The sequence below is a fragment of the Lysinibacillus sp. NPDC095746 genome (assembly GCF_044763535.1).
GTDB lineage: Bacteria > Bacillota > Bacilli > Bacillales_A > Planococcaceae > Lysinibacillus.
In genome coordinates this window covers 99013-121043 of sequence record NZ_JBIWGL010000012.1, presented here as the reverse complement: position 1 = coordinate 121043, position 22031 = coordinate 99013, and the positions used below count along the sequence as shown (strand labels likewise).

Here is a 22031-nt window from a genome sequence, read left to right as displayed (position 1 = left end):
TTTATGAACAACTATAAATTATTAACACCAGGACCATTAACGACAACAAAAACAGTAAAACAAGAGATGTTAAAGGATCGTTGTACATGGGATGATGATTATAAAAATGTCACGCAAGCAATACGTAAGCAGCTTTTACAGTTAGCGCAAGTAAAAGCAACAGATTACACAGCTGTTCTTATGCAGGGGAGTGGTAGCTTTGTTGTAGAATCTGTATTAACAACTACGGTTGGTGAGGGAGATAAAATCCTTATTATCACAAACGGTGCCTACGGTGAACGCCTAGTTGAAATGGCTAAAGTGCTGAAGCTACAGCATAAAGTTTATAGTGTTCCTTATAATGAACAACCGTCTCCATTCGAAGTGAAAGTGCTGTTGGAAAATGATTCAACAATCACACATGTTGCAGTTGTACATTGTGAAACGACAACTGGGATTTTAAATCCTCTTGCTGAAATAGGAAGCGTCGTGAAAGAGTTGAACAAAACGTTTATTGTTGATGCAATGAGTAGCTTTGGTGGCGTACCGATGGGTGTATCAGCGTTAGGGATTGATTATTTAATTAGCAGTGCCAATAAATGTATCCAGGGGGTACCAGGGTTCGGGTTTGTAATTGCAAGAAAAGAGGAGTTAGAAAAGTGCAAAGGGCAAGCGAGAAGCGTTGCGTTAGATTTATATAAGCAGTGGGAAGTAATGAAACTAGATGGAAAATGGCGTTTTACATCACCTACACATGTAGTGGCAGCTTTTGCGCAGGCATTAGAGGAGCTCGCAGAAGAAGGTGGAATACGTGCTCGCTACGCACGATATGCGAATAATAATCATATACTTCGCTCTCGTTTAAAAGCACTTGGGTTTAATGCCTATATTTCAGAGGAGCTACAATCACCTATTATTACAACGTTTTTATTCCCTTATGAAGGGTTTTCCTTCGAGCATTTCTATGATGCGATGAAAAAATCAGGTTTTGTTATTTATCCAGGGAAATTAACAGATGTGGATACATTCCGAATTGGCAATATTGGGGATATTCATGAAGATGATATGACTACATTATGTAAGGTTATTGAAAATTATATGGCGGTGATGAGTAATGAAGGTTAAAGGTGTTATTTTTGATTGGGCAGGTACAACCGTTGATTTTGGTTGCTTTGCTCCTGTGAATGTTTTCTTGACGATTTTTGAAGATGCGGGAATCAAGGTAACGCTAGAGGAAGCGCGTAAACCAATGGGAATGCTGAAAATCGATCATATTCGTACAATGCTCGAAATGCCTAGAATTCGTGAGGTATGGAACCGGAAATATGGCCGAGATTTTACGGAACAGGATGTCCTAGCTTTATATGGGCAGTTTGAATCAAAGCTAATGGAATCGTTAGCTACTTACACAGATCCGATTCAGCATGTGAAAGAAACGGTGCATCGATTAAGGGAAGAGGGCATTCGTGTTGGCTCTACGACGGGATATACAGACTCTATGATGGAGGTAGTAACTCAATATGCAGCAGCAAAAGGATATGAACCTGATTTTTTAGTGACGCCTACTCAAGTAGGAGATAAAGGACGTCCGTACCCATATATGATTTTTAAAAATATGGAGGCATTAGGTATTGAGGCGACGAAACAAGTTGTGAAGATTGGTGATACAACCTCAGATATTAAAGAGGCTTTAAATGCGGGTGTCTGGGCTGTGGGTGTTATTGTTGGAAGCTCTGAGATGGGGTTATCTGAAGAAGAGTTTATGGCTTTATCTGAAGAAAATCAGCAAATAGCTATTGAAAAAACAGCACGAATATTTAAAGAAACAGGTGCACATTATACGATTCAAACAATGGAAGAGCTGCCTGTGCTGCTGGAAAAAATTAATGAACGTTTAGAACAAGGGGTAGAAATAGCATAAAAATAATTGGGATATTTGAAAATTGAAAGTGATGGGTAGAAGATCAAAACGAGCCTAAAAAGAAAGTAGACCCCCGCAGTTTATAATAACTGCAGGGGTTTGCTTTCTTTCTGTGCTCCTAATCGCGCTCGTATGGTGTAGAATCTGGAATTTCCGCAAATGGATTTTTTTCATTAATGCGATCGTAAAACATAATGCCGTTCAGGTGGTCTAATTCGTGTTGGAAGGCTATAGCAGCTAAGCCTTTAAGTCGCATTTTTTTCTCTTCACCGTCAATTGTTTTAAATTTAACTGTAACACGAGCATGACGTGGTACATAGCCTGGAACATTGCGATCTACAGAAAGGCAGCCCTCACCCGCTGCAAGGTATGAGTTTTCTACAGAGTGGCTAACGATTTTTGGGTTGATAGCTACAAAACTTAATTGTTCGCCATTGTCATCAGTTAAATGAAGGGCAAACATGCGATGTAGGCTATTTACTTGATTGGCAGCTAATCCAATGCCGCCGCGTAAATTATATTTATCTGCCATTTCAGGATCTTGGCTGTTTATTAAATATTGAAGCATGTCTTCTGCAAGCTTTCTTACTTCATCAGTTAAAGGGAATTTGACCTCCTCGGCTTTTGTGCGTAAAGTCGGATGACCCTCGCGAATAATATCATCCATTAAAATCATATATGAATCTTCCTTTCAACTTTGTGGTGCTTACTTATAAGTATACACCACGTCTTAAAACAATCACATGAAAAAAGACCTTATTTGAATATACTTAAAAATTTTTCTAAAGCTATTAGAATGTCTAGAACTGGGCATTCTACTATTGGTAATCATGTAGGGGAACTGAATAATTGTGTACTTTTGATAAGTTGTTATAATACAGTTTTCGTTTATAGGTAGTACAGTGTGGAACAGATTTGTTTAATTGTTATATTAGAAAAAATCTTTGTTTACACGCATATTATATGATTGACCGACAGTATTTTATTCAGTATACTGAGTGCAAAGAATAAGTTGTACTAGTTGAAATGGTGATTTATTTTAATACAGCTGAAAGGGAGATGTGACAAATGGGCAAGAAAAACAATAATATTTTTGATGCTAAACAAACGCTAACTGAAATAGAAGATAAATTTGAAATGTTTCAAATTTTGAATGAAGAAGGCGAAATTATAAATGACGAGGCAGACCCGAAGTTATCTGATGAGGAGCTAGTTGAGTTAATGACGCGTATGGTTTATACACGTATTCTAGACCAACGTTCCATTTCTCTTAACCGTCAAGGTCGTTTAGGCTTCTATGCACCAACTGCTGGGCAAGAAGCTTCACAACTTGCTTCACACTTTGCATTAGAAAAAGAAGATTGGATTTTACCAGGTTACCGTGATGTACCACAAATCGTATGGCATGGTTTACCTTTAGATAAAGCGTTTTTATTCTCACGTGGTCATTTTATGGGCAATCAAATTCCTGAAGGCGTAAACGTATTAGCACCTCAAATCATTATCGGTGCACAATATGTTCAAGCTGCAGGTGTAGCGCTTGGTATTCAAAAACGTGGTAAAAAGGCTGTGGCTGTAACTTATACAGGTGATGGTGGTTCATCGCAAGGGGATTTCTATGAAGGCATGAACTTTGCAGGTGCGTTTAAATCACCAGCAATCTTCATTGTACAAAATAACCAATATGCAATTTCAACACCTCGTGAATTACAAACAGCTGCGAAAACAATTGCTCAAAAAGGTATAGCAGCAGGCTTACCGAGTATTTTAGTAGATGGAATGGATGCGTTAGCAGTTTACGTTGCAACACGTGATGCACGTGAGCGCGCAGTTAATGGCGAAGGGCCAACTTTAATTGAAACAACGTGCTATCGCTATGGTCCTCATACAATGGCGGGGGATGACCCAACGCGTTACCGCACATCGGATACAGATAATGAATGGGCGCAAAAAGACCCTCTTGTACGCTTCCGTAAATATCTAGAGGCAAAAGGTTTATGGGATGAGCAAAAAGAAGAGGCTGTTATTGAGCGTGCAAAAGAAGAAATTAAAGAGGCAATCAAAAAAGCCGATGCTGCTCCAAAACAAAAAGTAACAGAGTTAATGGAAAACATGTATAAAGGCGAAATGCCATCTAATTTAAAAGAACAGTATGAAATCTACAAAGAGAAGGAGTCGAAATAACCTATGGCACAAATGACAATGATTCAAGCAATTACAGACGCACTTCGCACAGAATTAAAGAATGATGAAAACGTTCTTGTATTCGGGGAAGATGTAGGTGTCAACGGTGGGGTATTCCGCGCAACTGAAGGCCTACAAAAAGAATTCGGTGTTGACCGCGTATTCGATACGCCATTAGCCGAGTCAGGTATCGGTGGCTTAGCAGTCGGACTTTCTCTTCAAGGTTTCCGTCCAGTTCCTGAAATTCAGTTCTTCGGCTTTGTTTATGAAGTAATGGATTCTATTAGTGGTCAATTAGCACGTATGAGTTATCGTAGCGGCGGTGTCTATAATGCGCCAGTAACAATCCGTTCTCCATTTGGTGGTGGTGTACATACACCAGAAATGCACTCAGATAGCTTAGAAAGTTTAATGACAGCACAACCAGGGTTAACGGTTGTTGTACCATCTACACCGTACGATGCGAAAGGCTTACTGATTTCATCTATTCGAAATGATAACCCAGTAATTTTCTTAGAGCATTTAAAATTATATCGTTCATTCCGTGAAGAGGTACCAGAGGAAGCATACGAAATTCCACTAGGTAAAGCGGATGTAAAACGTGAAGGTAAAGATCTAACAATTATTGCCTATGGTTTGATGGTTCACGAAAGCTTAAAAGCTGCAGAAGAGCTAGAAAAAGAAGGCCACTCTGTAGAAGTGATTGATTTACGTACAATCCAACCAATTGATATTGAAACAATTATCGCGTCAGTTGAAAAAACAGGTCGTGCAATCGTTGTACAAGAGGCTCAAAAACAAGCAGGTATTGCTGCAAATGTTGTGGCTGAAATTACAGAACGCGCGATTTTAAGCTTAGAAGCACCTGTACTTCGTGTGGCTGCACCTGATACTGTGTACCCATTCCCACAAGCTGAAGGTGTTTGGTTACCAAACTATAAAGATGTAATGGAAACAGCGAAAAAAGTTTTAACATTCTAACTTCTTTCAGCTAAATCTCCCGCTTCTATAGGTGGTGAGATGAATGTGGTTTAAAGTCACTTTTCAGCGGGTGTCCAAACACCCGCTGAAAGAAGTTAAAGCCTCCGGCGGATGTCACGGAATCGGAAAGGAGTTCTTAGGGGATGTTAGCCTAAAACCATCGCATCCATGCGATAACGGCTAACTGACCTGCATCGTGCAGGCCTAAGCACAAAGCCGATTCCGGACGTAATTATGCCGAGGCATAATTGATTATATGTAGCTTCTAAACGACGGTAATATAGAAAGGATGGGTACACATGGCATTTGAATTCAGATTACCAGACATAGGCGAGGGGATTCACGAAGGCGAAATCGTGAAATGGTTCGTTAAAGCTGGAGATACAGTAAAAGAAGATGATATTCTTTGTGAAGTACAAAATGACAAAGCGGTAGTAGAAATCCCTTCTCCGGTTGAAGGGAAAGTAGAGGAAGTTTTAGTAGGAGAAGGTACAGTAGCGGTTGTTGGTGATGTTTTAATCCGCTTTGATGCACCTGGCTATGAAGACTTAAAGCTAAAAGGTGATGACCATGCTGAAGCGAAAACTGAGGCTCAAGTTCAAGCAACAGCTGAGTCTGGTCAGAAAGTAGAGAAGGCACCTGTTAAAGATGAGCAGGCTCCAGAAAAAACTACTGAAAAGACTGAAGCTGTAACTGTAGCTGTAGCTGAAGCTGATGACAATAAGCGTGTCATCGCAATGCCTTCGGTACGTAAATTTGCACGAGAGCATGATGTTAATATTCGTGAAGTTAAAGGTACAGGCAAAAATGGTCGTATTTTAAAACAAGATATTGACAATTTCCTAAAAGGTGGAGGCGCTGTAGAGGTTGAAGCAGCAGCTCCGGTGGCTAATGAAGAAGCTGTGCAGCAAGAAACAACTACACAAGTAGCACCAGTAGTCCTTGAAGGTGAATTCCCTGAAACACGTGAGAAAATGTCGGGCATTCGAAAAGCGATTGCAAAAGCGATGGTTCACTCGAAACAAACGGCTCCACATGTTACACTAATGGATGAAGTCGATGTAACAGCTCTAGTAGCACATCGCAAAAAATTCAAAGATATCGCTGCTGAAAAAGGTGTCAAATTAACGTACTTACCATACGTAGTTAAAGCGCTTATTTCAACTTTACGCGAATTCCCAGAATTTAACCGCTCATTAGATGATGCAACACAAGAAATTATTCAGAAGCATTATTATAATATTGGTATTGCAGCAGATACAGAAAAAGGCTTGTTAGTACCAGTTATTAAGCACGCAGATCGTAAATCTGTTTTTGCAGTATCAAATGAGATTAATGACTTAGCGACTAAAGCACGTGAAGGTAAACTTGCACCACATGAAATGAAGGGCGCTTCGATGTCGATTACGAATATCGGTTCTGCAGGAGGACAATGGTTTACTCCGGTAATTAATCATCCTGAAGTAGCAATTCTAGGTATTGGTCGAATATCAGAAAAACCTGTAATAAAAAATGGTGAAATTGTAGCCGCACCTGTGTTAGCATTATCATTGAGCTTTGATCATCGTATGATCGATGGAGCCACTGCGCAAAATGCTTTAAATCACTTAAAGCGTTTGTTAAGTGAACCAGAATTATTATTAATGGAGGCGTAACAAAAATGGTAGTAGGAGATTTTCCAATCGAAACAGATACTCTTGTCATTGGTTCAGGTCCTGGAGGATATGTAGCAGCAATCCGTGCAGCTCAAACTGGCCAAAAAGTAACAATCGTTGAAAAAAATGTACTTGGTGGTGTGTGCTTAAACGTAGGTTGTATCCCATCAAAAGCATTAATTTCAGTAGGTCACCGTTTTGAGCATGCTAAACATTCAGATGACATGGGTATCATCGCTTCTGACGTGAAATTAGACTTCTCAAAAGCACAAGCATTTAAAGACAGCGTTGTTAAAAAATTAACTGGCGGTGTTGAAGGCTTACTTAAAGGTAATAAAGTTGAAATTGTACAAGGTGAAGCTTATTTCGTTGACGCTCATTCAGTGCGTATCATCAATGGTGAATCTGCTCAAACTTACACATTTAACAATGTAATTATCGCAACAGGTTCTCGTCCAGTTGAAATTCCAACATTCAAATTCTCTAAACGCGTACTAAATTCTACTGGCGCACTTTCTTTACAAGAAGTACCAGGTAAATTAGTCGTTATCGGTGGAGGTTATATTGGTACAGAGTTAGGTTCAGCTTATGCTAATCTTGGCTCACAAGTAACAATTATCGAAGGCGGAAAAGATATCTTAGCTGGTTTCGAAAAACAAATGACACAAATCGTGAAAAAAGGCCTTAAAAAGAAAGGCGTTGAAATTGAAGTAAACGCATCTGCAAAAGGCGTTGAAGAAACAGAAAACGGCGTAGTAGTAACATATGAAGTTGGCGGAGAAGAGAAAAAAGTTGAAGCTGACTATGTATTAGTAACTGTAGGTCGTCGTCCAAATACAGATGAAATGGGCCTTGCTGAAATCGGTATTGAATTCGGTGAACGTGGTCTTATCAATGTTGACAAACAATGTCGTACAAATATTCCAAACATCTATGCAATTGGTGATATAGTAGCTGGTCCTCAACTTGCTCATAAAGCATCTTACGAAGGTAAAGTTGCTGCTGAAGCAATCGCTGGTGAAAAATCAATCGTTGATTATTTAGCTATTCCTGCTGTATGCTTCACAGATCCAGAAATGGCAACAGTTGGTTATAATGAAGATGAAGCGAAAGCTGAAGGCATTGAATACACTGCAGCGAAATTCCCATTCGCAGCAAATGGTCGTGCACTTGCATTAAACCAAACAGAAGGTTTCGTGAAGCTTGTTGCGCGTAAAGAAGATGGCTTATTAATCGGTGCTCAAATCGTAGGTGCTGGTGCATCAGATATGATCGCTGAAATGGGCTTAGCAATTGAAGGCGGTATGACTGCTGAAGATATCGCGTTAACAATCCATGCTCACCCAACATTAGGTGAAATTACAATGGAAGCTGCTGAAGTATTACTTGGCAACCCAATCCATATTGTAGCGAAAAAATAATAAAGTTTATAAAAACGGCTATAAAGCATTTGCTTTGTAGCCGTTTTTTTGTATATTACTTGTAATTTTGATAAAGTAATACTATCGAATGAATATTCTAAAAATATAATTCGGCTTGGATTATAGTAAATAGCGAATAGATTTAGCGCATGTATTAGTTAGTCTCAGAAATTAGCTGCTAGATATTCGAAAATGCTATCGAGTTTGTGTAACAAGAGATGTTGAACAAAAAACTGGGGTGATAACAATGGAACTAGGCTTAAAGGGGAAAGTAGCAGTTATTACAGGTTCAAGTAAGGGGATTGGTTATTATACAGCAATGCAGCTTGTGAAAGAGGGGGCAAAGGTTGTACTTTGTGCTCGTGGTGAAAAACAGCTTCAAGTGGCTGCTGGCTGTATTAAAAACGAAACAGGCGAGGATGTATTAATTGTACCGACTGATATTACAAAGGAAAAAGATTGTAAATACTTAATTGAGCGAGCAGTAGAACATTTTGGCCGCCTTGATATTCTTATTAATAATGCAGGGACAGCTTCAGCTCAACCATTTGAATCAGTTAGTAGTGAGCTATGGCAAGCTGATATAGATTTAAAAGTGTTTGGTGCTGTCAATTGTTCAAAATATGCTACACCGCATTTGCGTAAGGCTGGTGGTGGTGCAATAGTTAATGTGACTGCGGTAATGGCTAAAACACCGCCTGCCAACTCACTCCCTACTACTGTAAGTCGTGCGGCAGGACTTGCGTTAACAAAGGCTATGAGCAAAGACTTAGGTAAAGATAATATTCGTGTGAATTCTGTTTGTATTGGGCTTATTCGTAGTGATCAAATAGAGAAGAAGTGGAAAGAAGAAGCGCCAGAATTATCGTGGGAAAATTATTCCCGTAATGTAGGTCAAACGATTCCGCTTGGTCGGATAGGGGATACTCAAGAAGCGGCGAATGTCATTACGTTTTTAGTCTCAGATGCAGCTAGTTATGTGACAGGAACTTCCGTAAATATTGATGGTGGTTCAGGACATGCATTATAGAAAAGCCTAAACTAGCAATTTTTTTGAGAAAAGGAAAATAAGTTGATTGGAGCGGAGGATGGGCGACTCCTTGGGGATTAGCAATAGAGGAACGAAGGCTAAAAGCATCACATCCTGTGATAATGCCTTCGTGACCAACATCGTGTTGGCCCGAGAACCTGGAGCGAGCTATGTGAGTGAAGTCGCTCATCGGACGCCCCCAGGAAGCTTTGCTCTGTGCGAAAGCGAAGCGTCGGCAACAAATGCTTTCTGTAGCGAAAGCGAAGCGGCAGCAACAAAGCGCCCAGCCGGAATGGAAATCAACCACACGTTATGGCGATGACCCACATTTACTGGTGTCTAACGAATGAATGTAGAACAGTTTTAGACAACCTATTTAAGTTATATAGAAAAAGGATGGCTCAAAGTGTTTTGGAGTCATCCTTTTTTTCTATTGTTTTCCTAAAATTATAATAGACAGAAAATTCCTGCAGATGTAGAATAAACGTTATAGGGGGTGAAATGTGGCGAAATGTTGAACGAAAAATTTGCTTTGATGTTAAAGAGAGTTGTTCGTATTATTGTTCAGATTGGGATACTCAATATTTTTTATTACATGGGTGTCGGTATTGTGGCTTTACTACATGTACCTCTTCCGGGAAGTGTAATTGGATTACTATTACTAGCACTTTCACTCAATTTCAAACTAATTAAAGTAGAATACATTCAAGATGGAGCCGGTTTCTTAATTGGCGTATTAACCTTGTTTTTCATTCCTGCAACAGTAGGAGTGATTGACTACCCTGAACTTTTTTCAACAACTGGCCTCTTGATTATGCTAGCCGTTATAGCAAGTACGCTAATTTCTATTTATGTTACAGGATTACTTAGTCAAATAGTTGAGAAAAAAGAGCTGGCTAAAAAAGAAACAGAAGCCGTTGTAGAAGAAGGAGAGGGGGGACTAACGGTTGATTGAAATGATTGTTGTCGTTGGCACCGTTGTCTTATTCGTTTTATTTACAAAACTTTATCAACGGTACCCACATCCTTTAATGATTCCACTAGTGACGACAACGATCGTCAGTGCTGTTATATTATTAGTCTTTAATATTCCATATGCTACTTATATGGAAGGAGGGCAATGGCTTCAAAAAATGCTAGGTCCAGCAGTTGTAGCCCTAGCTTATCCTCTATACAATCAACGTGAGATCATTATGAAATATAAGTATGCTATTTTGTCAGGTATTTTTATCGCTATGATTACAGGCTTAGCAACAATATTTGTTATGCTGAAATGGATTGGTGTCAATAAAAGCTGGCTACTGACAGCCTTACCTAAATCATTAACAACACCTGTAGGTATGCAGGTGAGTGAGACCATTGGCGGTATTCCACCATTAACAGCTGTACTCGTAATGCTAGCAGGGTTTGTAGGCGCTATTATTGGACCTTTAGTCATTAAATACGGCAAAATTGATTCAGCCGTTAGTAGAGGTGTTGCAGTAGGTAGTGCTTCACATGGCGTTGGGCTTGTTAAATTAAGAGAATACGGAGAACAAGAATTATCAGTAGGCTCACTATCTATGGCCTTAACGGCAATAATAGGCGCATTTTTATGTCCGCTATTTGTGTATTTATTTTTGTGAAAAAAAGCTATATACAGATATTAACTGTATATAGTCTTTTTAATTTTTTTCGATAATAAATTGAATGGTATGAGCAAGTCCTGTGTGGAGAATACCTTCATTTCGCATTTGTTCACCTGTGAAAAAATGGATAATCTTATAAGGTTGACACCATTTTAGAACATCTAAAGGGTCATATAAAAAATCAAGTTGTCTTGGGCCACCAGACGCGTAAGGTAGTTGATAAATTGAATAAAGTTCCATCATAATACGACCGCCAGATTTTACTGAGTTTACAATCTGCTTAAACACTTCTTGTTGCTGTTCGGCTTGGAAATGTCCAAACACCATAATAGCAGCATCAAACTTTTCTACTGGTAGTTCATCTTGCAGTAAGTCAGTAAGCTTTGTATGAACCGACACATTATGTTTTTCTGCGAGTTGTACTGTTTTTTTAAGACCGCTTTCCGCATAATCAAAAGCAGTTACTGTATGCCCCTGTAAAGCTAAAAATACAGCATTTCGACCTTCACCTTCGGCAAATGCAGCCACATTTTGATAATCTTTTAAATAGTGTACATAGTCTTCTATAAATGCATTTGGCTGCTCACCATAAACATATTCGATCGTTTTGAATCGTTGATCCCATGCGTTCATCTCATCACTCCCTTAACTTCTTTCAGCGGGTGTCCAAATATAAGTACCTGTCACTACGCTTTCGGCACAAAAGACATCTGCTGAAATATAATTGTAAGTGAAGTAAGCTCTAGAATCGAATTTTTTGCTTAGTTCATGAAAGTAACTATGCGTTGCGAATTAGCAAATAACAACTTCTAGAATAAAGTGTAATAATCCATTATTATTTGATCAAAATCCGATAAGTTGGAGGTGAAGTTCAATGAATTTAGAAAATCGTTTAAAGGAATTAAGAGAACAACATAAGTATACGCAAGATGATGTCGCAAGTTTTTTAAATATTTCAAGACAATCCGTTTCAAAATGGGAGTTAGGAAAGGGCCATCCTGATATTGATAATTTAAGAAGGTTAAGTGATTTATATAAAATTTCTTTAGATCAGCTTATTACAGGGGAAGAAAAATATCATAAACTAGAAGCCAAAGCCTCAGTTTCAGCTTCCAATACAAATAAATCCGATCACAAAACTATTGGTGATTTTTTATGGAGGTATTGGTGGCTTGTTTTCCCGATACTTGGTATGGTTTCTTCTTGGTATTATTATCATTAATAATCGACAAAAAGCTACCCCTTTCTGAGGTAGCTTTACTATTAAATAATAGGTTTGCGTTCTTTAATGACGCGAATTGTTTTTAATGTAGTATCTTCTGGTCCTTGTACTGGTAAACCAGCTTCAATATTCATTTGAATATAACGAATATTTTCTTGAGTAATTATTTCCCCGGGAATAAAAATCGGAATACCTGGGGGATATACCATAACGAATTCTGCGCAAATACAATTATCCGCTTCTGCAAGTGGAACAACTTCAGTATCTGCATAAAATGCATCACGTGGTGACATAGCAAGTGCAGGGATTTCTGGAACATTGACCATTGTTTCAGTAATAGCAGCTTCTGAATCGAATGCTTTTGACATACGACTAAGGGCATTGATCAGAAGATTGATGTCCTTTTTCGTATCACCTAATGTCACTAAACATAAAATATTGTATAGATCTGATAATTCTACTTCAATATTTGCATTGTGACGAAGCCATTCTTCAGCTTGATGACCAGAGATACCTAAATCTTTAACGCTTATTAATAGCTTTAAAGGATCCATATCGTAAGTTGCTGATGAATTTAATTTTTCTTTACCAGCACATTTTACATGTGGAATTTGGTTAATACGTTTACGTGCATCTTTGGCCAAGCGAAGTGCATCCCCAATTAAATCATAACCATGGATCGCTAGCTGACGCCTTGCTGTGTCAAGGGAAGCGAGTAATGGATAGGATGTCGATGTTGTTGTTAGCATCGACAGGATAGCTTGTACACGTTTTGCAGAAACAAGTCCTTCACGAACATTTAAAATAGACGTTTGAGTCATAGAACCACCAAGCTTATGTACGCTAGTTGCAGCCATATCAGCTCCAGCCTCCATTGCAGAGTATGGAAGATCATCATGAAATTTAATGTGTACACCATGTGCTTCATCGACAACTACCGGAATATTGCGACTATGGACTATTTCGACAATACGCTTTAAGTCTGCCGAGAAGCCGAAGTACGTTGGATTAATAACAAGAACTGCCTTTGTATCTGGATAAGCATTTAATGCTTTTTCAACAGCTTCAGGCGATATTCCATGAGAAATACCATACTCACTATCTACTTCGGGATGAATAAAAATCGGGATTGCCCCAGCAAAAACAATCGCCGACATAATGGATTTATGAACATTCCGAGGTACTAGAATTTTATCACCTGGACCGACAACGGTCAGAATCATCGCCATGATGGCGCCACTAGTACCTTGAACGGAAAAAAATGTATGATCAGCACCAAAGGCTTGGGCAGCAAGTGCTTGCGCTTCTTTAATGGCGCCCTTCGGTGAATGTAAATCGTCTAGTGGAGCAATATTAATTAAATCAATTGATAAAACGTTGTCGCCGACAAATTCTCGGAACGCAGGGTCCATACCTTGCCCTTTCTTATGGCCTGGAATATGGAACTGAATTGGGTGTCTGTTTCGATGTTTGAGTAATACGTCGAACAATGGAGTCTCTAATTGTGACAACGCAGGTACCACCTCACTTTATAATATGTAAGAAAACAAATGAATTATAGCACCTAATTGCAAGAAAAAATAGACTTTACTGAAAAAAATAAAATAAAAAGGATATTTTGATAATTTCGAGAAAATAGTATCGAAGGAAAGGGGAGATATTATGAATTGGAATACACGTGTGACGGAGCTTTTAAATATTAAATACCCAATTATTCAAGGGGGATTAGCCTATTTAGCATATGCTGATTTAGCAGCGGCGGTATCAAATGCTGGGGGCTTAGGGCAAATAACAGCTATGAGTTTAAGAGATCCTGACTTATTGCGCGCAGAGATCCATAAAGTAAGAACATTAACAGATAAGCCGTTTGGTGTAAATTTTGCAATTGGTATGTATGGCACTGGTTATGAGGATATGGTGCGTGTTGCAGTGGAAGAAAAAGTACCAGTTGTTACAATGACTGGAGGAAATCCAACACCTATTTTTGATATTTTGAAAGGAACGGATATTAAAAAATTAGTACTAGTTGCTGCACGTAGACAAGCTCAAAAGGCAGAAGAACTAGGCGCAGATGCTGTTATAGTTGTTGGGCAAGAGGGTGGAGGTCACCTTGGTCGCGATGATATTGGGACAATGGTACTCGTGCCACAGGTTGTAGATAGTGTGAAAATACCTGTTATTGCCTCGGGCGGAATTGGTGATGGCCGTGGCTGGATGGCAGCTCATGCACTAGGAGCAGAGGGAATTGAAATGGGTACGCGTTTTATAGCGACAAAAGAATGTGTTGATGCTTCTGAGGCTTATAAAGAAGCTTTAATTGCAAGTACGGAGGCAGATACGACTGTTATCAAACGCTCTATTGGTGCACCAGCAAGAGCGTTGAGCAGTGAATTTACGCAAAAGATTTTAGAAATTGAGCGCACTACACCTACGTATGAGGCATTGAAAGATTATATTAGCGGGAAAGCTAATAAACGTTTTATTTATGATGGTCAAAAAGATGAAGGGATTGGCTGGGCTGGACAAGTTACAGGAATGATTCATGATGTTCCAACAGTCGAGGAGCTGATCACCCGAATGCTTGCAGAAGCAGAAAGTATTCGGGTAAAATGGGCTTAACGTCATCCGAGCCAATCATTTATATCAATGTTCTAATAAAATTGTGAAAACCATGGAACATTTAAATGTAAAAGGTATGATGAAAAATAGACATCTGGCGAAGGCGGTAGCAGGGCAAAAGCACTACAAAAGTCAAAAATATGGAATTGAAGATAGTTTCCATATCAAAAACTTGTTGAAAGTTGTGGACAAATCAAAACCAATTTGAAACGGATAGACAGATTATATAGCTGCTCTTGTGGTAAAGTTGGATAGAGATTTGAACGCAAGCTCTAATTTAGTAAATTACTTAATCTAAGGAATTTAACAGAACTAGATGTGTACGCAACGATACTGCGGAATTTAAGCCTAAATGGCAGTAGATTTATGCGAAATCAGACTCGGAAAATAAGGCGAAAGTCGGAAGAAATAAGTTGTGTCACAGTAGAGATGTCTACATTTTTAGAAATGTAGATGTTTTTCGTATCGGGTCAGTAATATAAAGGTGGTTATGTTTAATGGAATACTCTTATCCGTTTTCAACTGATTGGTCAACAGAAGAAATTGTAGATGTTGTGCGATTTTTTGAAGGAATTGAACAAGCTTATGAAAAAGGCATTAAGCGTGAAGTAATGATGGCAAAATATCGTCGTTTTAAAGAAATTGTACCTTCACAGGCCGAGGAAAAATCAATTTTCCGTGAGTTTGAAGAAGCAAGTAGCTATGTCAGTTACCCTGTTGTGAAGCAAGCGAAAGAAGGAACAGATGGTACAATTATTAAAGTTGCCCCGAAGCAACGTCGATAACAATAAAAGCGCGAGAAATCAATTTTAGCAACGTTGATTTCTCGCGTTTTTTTTGATGCTTATTCCTCAAAGTTTTCGTGAAACGGTTGATGAGTGGGATCAGCATGAAAGAGGACGCGAGAAATACTCACGTCCTCTTTACACTATGTCTGTGTTAAAAATTGGCTTATTTCATATACTACATAAACAAAAAAATCCGGAATGATTTCCCTCATCCACAAATAATCTTCAAACAAATTTTCATTTGCTAGGAATAATAACGAAAATTTTCCACAATATATAAATAACGTTGAAAACTGTTTTAGTTATTATGTGCAGAGCTTAAAGCATAATCCGTTAAACTTTATTTTCCAACAATGATGTTATAAATAGGGAGTAAAAGGCTAAAGGTTTCTTCCGTTAATTGATGAAGTTGGCTAGCTGACAGCTTGACAGCTTGATCTTTTGGTATATGACGACCTACTAAAAATTCTCCTTTTTTAACATCACGTAAACGGATAAGTAATTCGTCTAGCTTGTCTTCCCTTGCATCTTGCAAGGAGATTGCTGCTGGAGACATGTGATCTCCAGAGACAATGAAATTATCAGGAAGCTGCTGTAGTATTGCTTTATTGGCCATTAAACGTTCTGCCATCACATTTTTTTGTGGCGCTTCATAAATAATAGCTAAGACAATGAATAAATGTGTGCTCCAAAGTCCAATCTGAAAGTGAGGTAATGATTTATAACCTCTTTTGTACGGAGCGAATGCAACCCAGCTATCCTTTGGGGGATTTACTGTTCTACGCGCATGCTTCGCAACATGAGGATAAAATTCTTCTCCAAGTTGACTTGAAAAGAAGGAAGAAAAATCCTCTCCAAGCAATTGGAATTTTGGTCGTACACATTCATTTAAAGCATCCATTCTCTGTTCTAGCCCGTCTATTTGAAAAACATTGAAGTCTTTGTTAGTCCACTTTATTTTCGGCATTTTTATGAACTCCTTTCGATTTATAAGGTTTATTTTATAAGGAAAATGGGAAAAAATCTTATAACAAGCATTTTATCGAATGTGATAAGTTTTTGTGAAAAATAAAAAAAGGAAGTGATTTTTATGAAACCAATCGTAAAAATTATACGTAAAGTCGACATTGAAAAGCAATATGAACACATTTTGCAGTTAGAATTAGATTATGAATTAGCCTCTCTATTCTCGGCAATGAATGAAAAAAATGAATTTGAAATTGAAAAAAGTAAAAAGCGTCTAGTTGAAATTCAGCTGGAACTTGAAAGCTTGCACGCCTATGCGTAATGAAAATTATATACCGATTTGAAAAATCACTTGCTGAATATTCCGACAGCAGGTGATTTTTATTGCTATAAAGGGTAAAATAGACAATATATCATAATGCAAAGTTATATTTTCAGGGAAGAATTATTAACAAAAAAATTTTTAACTTCTTTCAGCGGGCGTCCAAACATCTGTATCTGTCGCTACGCTTTCGGTACAAAAGACATCCGCTGAAATAGAGGAACTAGTGATGTAGGCTAAAAGCATAGGGCCTTTTCTTATAATCGAAGGGTGGGTTTTTATGGATTTACAACAAATGGATCAATTTGCGAAAAGTATTATATATGAAGCGGGTAGCCGTATTCGAGAGGCCTTTTCGTACAATCTAGTTATCGAGACAAAATCAAGCGCAAACGACCTTGTCACAAATATTGACCGTGAAACAGAATTATTCTTTATCGAAAAAATACGAGGTTTCGATCCGACCCATAAAATTTTAGGGGAAGAGGGAATGGGAGAGAAAGTAGAGTCGTTAGAAGGTGTTGTATGGATTATTGATCCAATCGATGGCACGATGAATTTTGTGAAACAACATCGTCATTTTATGATTTCTATCGGTATTTTTGTTAATGGGGTAGGCAAGCTTGGTTACATATTTGATGTCATGCGTGAAGATTTATTTTATGCTATCGCAGGTGAAGGGGCATGGTACAATGACTCACCATTACGTAAATTGCAGTCAGTTAAAATAGAAGAATCGGTCATTGGTATAAATGCTCACTGGGTAGCACCAAATCGACATATTCACAATGAAAAAGTAATTGAAATGGTTAGAAAAGTACGTGGAACAAGGTCTTATGGTTCAGCTGCAATGGAAATAGCGTTTGTTGTCAGTGGTAAATTAGATGCTTATGTGTCTATGCGACTATCGCCGTGGGATATTGCTGGAGGAACGATTATTGCTAAGGAAGTTGGTGCTATTACCACTAATTTACATGGAGAAGGCTTTGATTTCTTGCATCAGGATACGTTTATTATTGCCAATCCTTCAATACACAAAGAGTTATTAGAAAAATATATTGTGCCTTATGAATAATAAAAGGAGCCATGTCTATTGTTTAGACAGGCTCCTTTGTGCGATTAAAGTAGTCCTTGCTCACGTAGTTTACGTTTCATTTTAAAGGCTGTCATGAAGATGACACAAGTAGCCATAATGCCTGCTATTATACCTAACCAACTACTAACTGCCACGGAATATCCGATAGAACACATTGCTAAAACAGCCGCTAATGCGTAAACCGCCATTACGAATTTTGCACGATTCATAGCCGAGCCTCCTATATAAAAAATTTATAATGCAAATATATTTTTTTAGAATGATGTAAATTCTAATAAGGACATTTCTATCCTTCTTGTGCTATAATATCACAGTTAAACATTCGAAAAAAGAATATGGAGTGGAATAATGACAAACTTACGTCAAGATCTTCGCAATATCGCAATTATCGCACACGTTGACCATGGTAAAACTACTTTAGTCGACCAATTACTAAAACAATCGGGTACATTCCGTTCAAACGAACATGTTGAAGAACGTGCAATGGACTCTAATGATATTGAACGTGAACGTGGTATTACAATTTTAGCGAAAAATACTGCAGTAAATTATAACGGAACTCGTATCAACATCCTTGATACGCCTGGACACGCCGACTTTGGCGGTGAGGTAGAACGTATTTTAAAAATGGTAGATGGCGTTTTACTAGTTGTCGATGCGTATGAAGGTTGTATGCCGCAAACACGCTTCGTACTAAAAAAAGCGTTAGAACAAAAATTAACACCAATTGTGGTTGTTAATAAAGTAGATAAGGACTCAGCTCGTCCACTAGAAGTAGTAGATGAAGTATTAGAATTATTCATCGAGCTAGGTGCAGATGACGATCAATTAGACTTCCCTGTTGTTTATGCATCTGGGGTAAACGGTACTGCTTCACTTGATGCAGATCCAGCGAAACAAGAAGAAAACATGCAATGTCTATTTGAGAAAGTAATCGAATCTATTCCAGCACCTGTTGATAATTCAGCAGACCCATTACAATTCCAAGTAGCTTTACTTGACTATAATGATTACGTAGGTCGTATCGGTATCGGACGTGTATTCCGTGGTACAATCGAAGTAGGTCAACAAGTAGCACTTATGAAATTAGATGGAACAGTAAAACAATTCCGTGTTACAAAAATCTTTGGCTTCTTTGGCTTAAAACGTGAAGAAATTCAATCAGCAAAAGCTGGTGATCTAATTGCCGTTTCAGGTATGGAAGACATCAACGTTGGTGAAACTGTGTGTCCTGTTGAACACCAAGAGGCTTTAACACCGTTACGTATTGATGAACCAACTTTACAAATGACGTTCTTAGTAAACAATTCACCATTCGCAGGTCGTGAAGGTAAATTTGTAACAGCACGTAAAGTAGAGGAGCGCTTACGTTCTCAACTTCAAACAGACGTTTCTTTACGCGTTGAAGATACAGATTCTCCGGATGCTTGGACTGTTTCTGGACGTGGTGAGCTTCACCTATCTATCCTTATTGAAAATATGCGTCGTGAGGGCTTTGAGCTACAAGTATCAAAACCACAAGTAATCATTCGTGAAATTGATGGCGTGAAATGTGAGCCATTTGAACGTGTACAAATTGATGTTCCTGAAGAAAATGTTGGATCAATTATCGAATCAATCGGTACTCGTAAAGGTGAAATGTTAGATATGATTAACAATGGCAATGGCCAAGTTCGTTTAACATTCTTAGTACCTGCACGTGGTTTAATCGGTTATACTACTGAATTCATGTCAATGACTAAAGGTTTCGGTATCATCAACCATACTTTCGATTGCTACCAACCATATATTCCAGGTCGTATCGGTGGTCGTCACCAAGGTGTACTTGTATCAATGGAAACAGGTAAATCGACAACTTATGGTATGATGCAAGTAGAAGACCGTGGTACACTATTTGTAGAACCAGGTACTGAAATTTATGAAGGTATGATTGTTGGTGAAAATACACGTGATAATGATATCACTGTAAACATTACAAAAATGAAGCAAAAAACGAATGTTCGTTCTGCTACAAAAGATGCGACAAACGTAATTAAAAAGCCGCGTTTATTAACACTAGAAGAAGCATTAGAATTTTTAACTGATGATGAGTACCTAGAAATCACACCAGAATCTATTCGCCTTCGTAAACAAATTCTAGACAAAAACGAACGTGAGAAAGCAGCGAAAAAATTAAAAAACGCTGATAAATAATTTTTTGCTTCCACGAAAGGAAGATGAGTCTTGGATATTAAGTCCGCTTTATTAGGTGAACTAAATGTTATTCAAGTTGCTGCACAAACAAACGCAGAGGAAACAGCTGAAGCCTATAAAAAAATGGCAGGGATAACACGTTTTTTATATGAAAACTTACCGAACTATGATATTGCAGGCTATGTTCTGTTTGCTCTAGTGTTTTTGCTCTCTGCACTTGTTTATAAACTAGGCTTTGCAAAGAAATTAAAACTATCACAAAATATCGTTATTTATATTTTCCTGTTTTTAGGATGTATAATATTAACATTTTTTGCATTATATCTTCCGATGGTAGAAGGGCTCATTGTAGCATCGTTAATCTTGATCATCTATAAAACACGTTTATGGCGTGAAAAAAGAGAAGAGCAACAAGCTACTAATCAGTGAAATAACTTTACCTTAATTGAAACAGTCTTAGCGTTGAATCGCTAAGGCTGTTTTTTCGTTTAAAAAGTAGTGTTTTAAGAATAGCCGAAGCGACGGAAGGAATAGCTGGAGCGACGGAAAGAATGGCTGGAACGACGGATAGAATCGAAGTGACGGAAAGAATAGCCGAAGCGACGGAAAGAATAGTTGGAGCGACGGATAAAACAATCGAAGCGACGGAAAGAATAGCTGGAGCGACGGATAGAATCGAAGTGACGGAAAGAATAGCCGAAGCGACGGAAAGAACAACCGAAGCGACGGAAAGAATAGCTGGAGCGACGGATAGAATCGAAGCGACGGAAAAAATAGCCGAAGCGACGGAAAGAACAATCGAAGCGACGGAAAGAATAGCTGGAGCGACGGATAGAATCGAAGCGACGGATGGAATCGAAGCGACGGAAAAAATAGCCGAAGCGACGGAAAGAACAATCGAAGCGACGGATGGAATCGAAGTGACGGAAAGAACAATCGAAGCGACGGAAAGAATAGCTGGAGCGACGGATAGAATCGAAGTGAGGGAAAGAATAGCCGAAGCGACGGATAGAATCGAAGCGACGGAAAAAATAGCCGAAGCGGCGGATAGAACAATCGAAGTGACGGAAAGAATAGCTGGAGCGACGGAAAGAATACCGAAGCGACGGAAAGTAAAGTCGAAGCGACGAATTGAACGTCCTCCATACAATTGTTATTGAACAATTTTAAAATATAGGCACCGAACCTTCCTGATATGAATAAGTTAATGTCGATAGGCTTATTTTCATCAATCAAGGAGGAAATGGAATGCGGTGGCTTAAAAAAGGCTTACTATTTAGTGTTATTGCTTTGTTACTCCTTTCTTTGACGGCGTGTAATAATAAAACGGAGCTTGAAAAGGTCAAAGTTGGGGAAGTAACGCGCTCGATTTTCTATGCGCCGCAGTATGTAGCACTTGAAAAAGGGTACTTCAAGGATGAAGGGCTTTCCGTTGAACTACAAACAATTGCAGGTGGCGATAAGACAATGACAGCGCTACTTTCTAATGGCATTGATATCGCCTTAGTTGGATCGGAAACTTCTATTTATGTTACGCTCCAAGGCGCCAATGACCCGATTCAAAATTTTGCGCAGTTAACTCAAACAGATGGCACATTTTTAGTGGCACGTAATAAGATGGATAACTTTTCGTGGGATCAGTTAAAAGGCTCTACATTTTTAGGTCAACGTAAAGGTGGGATGCCGCAAATGGCTGGTGAGTTTGTCTTGAAAAAACATGGTATTGCCCCTACCAATGATTTAAAACTTATTCAAAACATTGATTTTGCTAATATTGCTACAGCCTTTGCATCAGGTTACAAAAAACACTACTATATATTGAATGGAGATGTTACGAATGGAGTAGATGCTATCTCATAACGCATCACAATATGTGCAGAGGATTTAATATAAAACAGGAGGCGCTAAAAAGAAGCTTACTTTGGAAGAACCATCTGCATTCATGTAAGGGAGGCTAGTCTACTATTAATCGCCCATTTGAGTGCAGACTTAACATCGCACTCATCGCATCATACATATAAGCAAC

22 protein-coding genes and 1 pseudogene are annotated in these 22031 nt (G+C 38.6%); 18 read left to right on the top strand and 5 right to left on the bottom strand.

Going from position 1 to position 22031, the window contains the following annotated elements:
* Positions 1 to 3: 3 nt before the first annotated feature.
* Positions 4 to 1104 (top strand): 2-aminoethylphosphonate--pyruvate transaminase, encoded by a 1101-nt coding sequence (locus tag ACIQ7N_RS11135; protein WP_402931973.1) that lies wholly within the window; start codon positions 4 to 6, stop codon positions 1102 to 1104.
* Entirely contained in the window at positions 1094 to 1900 is an 807-nt protein-coding gene (gene phnX / locus ACIQ7N_RS11130) for a phosphonoacetaldehyde hydrolase (RefSeq protein WP_402931971.1), read from the top strand. Before ACIQ7N_RS11135 ends, phnX begins: the two co-directional genes overlap by 11 nt.
* A 118-nt stretch (positions 1901 to 2018) precedes the next feature.
* Here phnX and def read toward each other — a convergent pair whose 3' ends face one another.
* On the bottom strand, positions 2019 to 2576 hold the full coding sequence (gene def / locus ACIQ7N_RS11125) for a peptide deformylase (RefSeq protein WP_402931969.1): 558 nt from the start codon (positions 2574 to 2576) through the stop codon (positions 2019 to 2021).
* A gap of 392 nt (positions 2577 to 2968) precedes the next feature.
* Between def and pdhA the strand changes: the two genes are divergently transcribed.
* From pdhA to ACIQ7N_RS11090, 7 genes are all read left to right on the top strand, one after another.
* Positions 2969 to 4084 carry a pyruvate dehydrogenase (acetyl-transferring) E1 component subunit alpha gene (gene pdhA / locus ACIQ7N_RS11120; RefSeq protein ID WP_402931967.1) on the top strand — a complete coding sequence of 372 codons (1116 nt, stop codon included), beginning with the start codon at positions 2969 to 2971 and terminating at the stop codon, positions 4082 to 4084.
* 3 nt (positions 4085 to 4087) lie between these two features.
* A complete protein-coding gene (locus ACIQ7N_RS11115; protein ID WP_079559704.1) occupies positions 4088 to 5065 on the top strand; it encodes an alpha-ketoacid dehydrogenase subunit beta in 978 nt (325 codons plus the stop codon).
* Positions 5066 to 5364: 299 nt separating this feature from the next.
* Entirely contained in the window at positions 5365 to 6720 is a 1356-nt protein-coding gene (locus tag ACIQ7N_RS11110) for a dihydrolipoamide acetyltransferase family protein (protein ID WP_402931965.1), read from the top strand.
* 5 nt (positions 6721 to 6725) lie between these two features.
* Positions 6726 to 8141, top strand: coding sequence for a dihydrolipoyl dehydrogenase (lpdA, locus tag ACIQ7N_RS11105; RefSeq protein ID WP_132357676.1), 1416 nt, complete (start codon positions 6726 to 6728; stop codon positions 8139 to 8141).
* Between the two features lie 247 nt (positions 8142 to 8388).
* On the top strand, positions 8389 to 9171 hold the full coding sequence (locus ACIQ7N_RS11100) for an SDR family NAD(P)-dependent oxidoreductase (RefSeq protein ID WP_402931963.1): 783 nt from the start codon (positions 8389 to 8391) through the stop codon (positions 9169 to 9171).
* Positions 9172 to 9682: 511 nt separating this feature from the next.
* Positions 9683 to 10126 carry a CidA/LrgA family protein gene (locus ACIQ7N_RS11095; protein ID WP_402931961.1) on the top strand — a complete coding sequence of 148 codons (444 nt, stop codon included), beginning with the start codon at positions 9683 to 9685 and terminating at the stop codon, positions 10124 to 10126.
* A 1-nt stretch (position 10127) separates the two neighbouring features.
* On the top strand, positions 10128 to 10796 hold the full coding sequence (locus tag ACIQ7N_RS11090) for an LrgB family protein (RefSeq protein ID WP_248719140.1): 669 nt from the start codon (positions 10128 to 10130) through the stop codon (positions 10794 to 10796).
* A 39-nt stretch (positions 10797 to 10835) separates the two neighbouring features.
* On the opposite strand, the gene ACIQ7N_RS11085 is transcribed toward ACIQ7N_RS11090, so the two are convergent.
* On the bottom strand, positions 10836 to 11432 hold the full coding sequence (locus ACIQ7N_RS11085; RefSeq protein WP_402931959.1) for a class I SAM-dependent methyltransferase: 597 nt from the start codon (positions 11430 to 11432) through the stop codon (positions 10836 to 10838).
* 241 nt (positions 11433 to 11673) lie between these two features.
* Here ACIQ7N_RS11085 and ACIQ7N_RS11080 point away from each other — a divergent pair, with 241 nt between their 5' ends.
* Complete coding sequence (locus ACIQ7N_RS11080) at positions 11674 to 12021, top strand: helix-turn-helix transcriptional regulator (protein ID WP_402931957.1); 348 nt, start codon at positions 11674 to 11676, stop codon at positions 12019 to 12021.
* Positions 12022 to 12062: 41 nt separating this feature from the next.
* Here ACIQ7N_RS11080 and ACIQ7N_RS11075 read toward each other — a convergent pair whose 3' ends face one another.
* Positions 12063 to 13532, bottom strand: coding sequence for an aminotransferase class I/II-fold pyridoxal phosphate-dependent enzyme (locus tag ACIQ7N_RS11075; protein WP_274068497.1), 1470 nt, complete (start codon positions 13530 to 13532; stop codon positions 12063 to 12065).
* Positions 13533 to 13683: 151 nt separating this feature from the next.
* Here ACIQ7N_RS11075 and ACIQ7N_RS11070 point away from each other — a divergent pair, with 151 nt between their 5' ends.
* Positions 13684 to 14640, top strand: coding sequence for an NAD(P)H-dependent flavin oxidoreductase (locus ACIQ7N_RS11070; protein WP_402931955.1), 957 nt, complete (start codon positions 13684 to 13686; stop codon positions 14638 to 14640).
* Positions 14641 to 15137: 497 nt separating this feature from the next.
* Positions 15138 to 15425 (top strand): UPF0223 family protein, encoded by a 288-nt coding sequence (locus ACIQ7N_RS11065; RefSeq protein ID WP_402931953.1) that lies wholly within the window; start codon positions 15138 to 15140, stop codon positions 15423 to 15425.
* 343 nt (positions 15426 to 15768) lie between these two features.
* Here ACIQ7N_RS11065 and ACIQ7N_RS11060 read toward each other — a convergent pair whose 3' ends face one another.
* Positions 15769 to 16395 carry a YktB family protein gene (locus ACIQ7N_RS11060; protein ID WP_402931951.1) on the bottom strand — a complete coding sequence of 209 codons (627 nt, stop codon included), beginning with the start codon at positions 16393 to 16395 and terminating at the stop codon, positions 15769 to 15771.
* A 123-nt stretch (positions 16396 to 16518) separates the two neighbouring features.
* On the opposite strand from ACIQ7N_RS11060, the gene ACIQ7N_RS11055 reads away from it, so the two are divergent.
* Together ACIQ7N_RS11055 and ACIQ7N_RS11050 are read left to right on the top strand one after the other, a co-directional pair.
* On the top strand, positions 16519 to 16716 hold the full coding sequence (locus ACIQ7N_RS11055; protein WP_132357656.1) for a hypothetical protein: 198 nt from the start codon (positions 16519 to 16521) through the stop codon (positions 16714 to 16716).
* Positions 16717 to 16996: 280 nt separating this feature from the next.
* Positions 16997 to 17791, top strand: coding sequence for an inositol monophosphatase family protein (locus ACIQ7N_RS11050; protein WP_274068494.1), 795 nt, complete (start codon positions 16997 to 16999; stop codon positions 17789 to 17791).
* 44 nt (positions 17792 to 17835) lie between these two features.
* On the opposite strand, the gene ACIQ7N_RS11045 is transcribed toward ACIQ7N_RS11050, so the two are convergent.
* Positions 17836 to 18021, bottom strand: coding sequence for a DUF5325 family protein (locus ACIQ7N_RS11045; RefSeq protein WP_132357652.1), 186 nt, complete (start codon positions 18019 to 18021; stop codon positions 17836 to 17838).
* A gap of 139 nt (positions 18022 to 18160) precedes the next feature.
* On the opposite strand from ACIQ7N_RS11045, the gene typA reads away from it, so the two are divergent.
* The 4 genes and pseudogenes from typA to ACIQ7N_RS11025 all read left to right on the top strand — a co-directional run.
* Entirely contained in the window at positions 18161 to 20005 is a 1845-nt protein-coding gene (typA, locus tag ACIQ7N_RS11040) for a translational GTPase TypA (RefSeq protein WP_132357650.1), read from the top strand.
* 30 nt (positions 20006 to 20035) lie between these two features.
* Positions 20036 to 20434: a YlaH-like family protein gene (locus tag ACIQ7N_RS11035; RefSeq protein ID WP_402931948.1), complete on the top strand. Its 399-nt coding sequence runs from the start codon at positions 20036 to 20038 to the stop codon at positions 20432 to 20434.
* A 122-nt stretch (positions 20435 to 20556) separates the two neighbouring features.
* Complete coding sequence (locus tag ACIQ7N_RS11030; protein WP_402931946.1) at positions 20557 to 21165, top strand: hypothetical protein; 609 nt, start codon at positions 20557 to 20559, stop codon at positions 21163 to 21165.
* A gap of 47 nt (positions 21166 to 21212) precedes the next feature.
* Positions 21213 to 21802 (top strand): annotated as a pseudogene (locus ACIQ7N_RS11025) (ABC transporter substrate-binding protein); the annotation flags it as partial.
* Between the last annotated feature and the right edge of the window lie 229 nt (positions 21803 to 22031).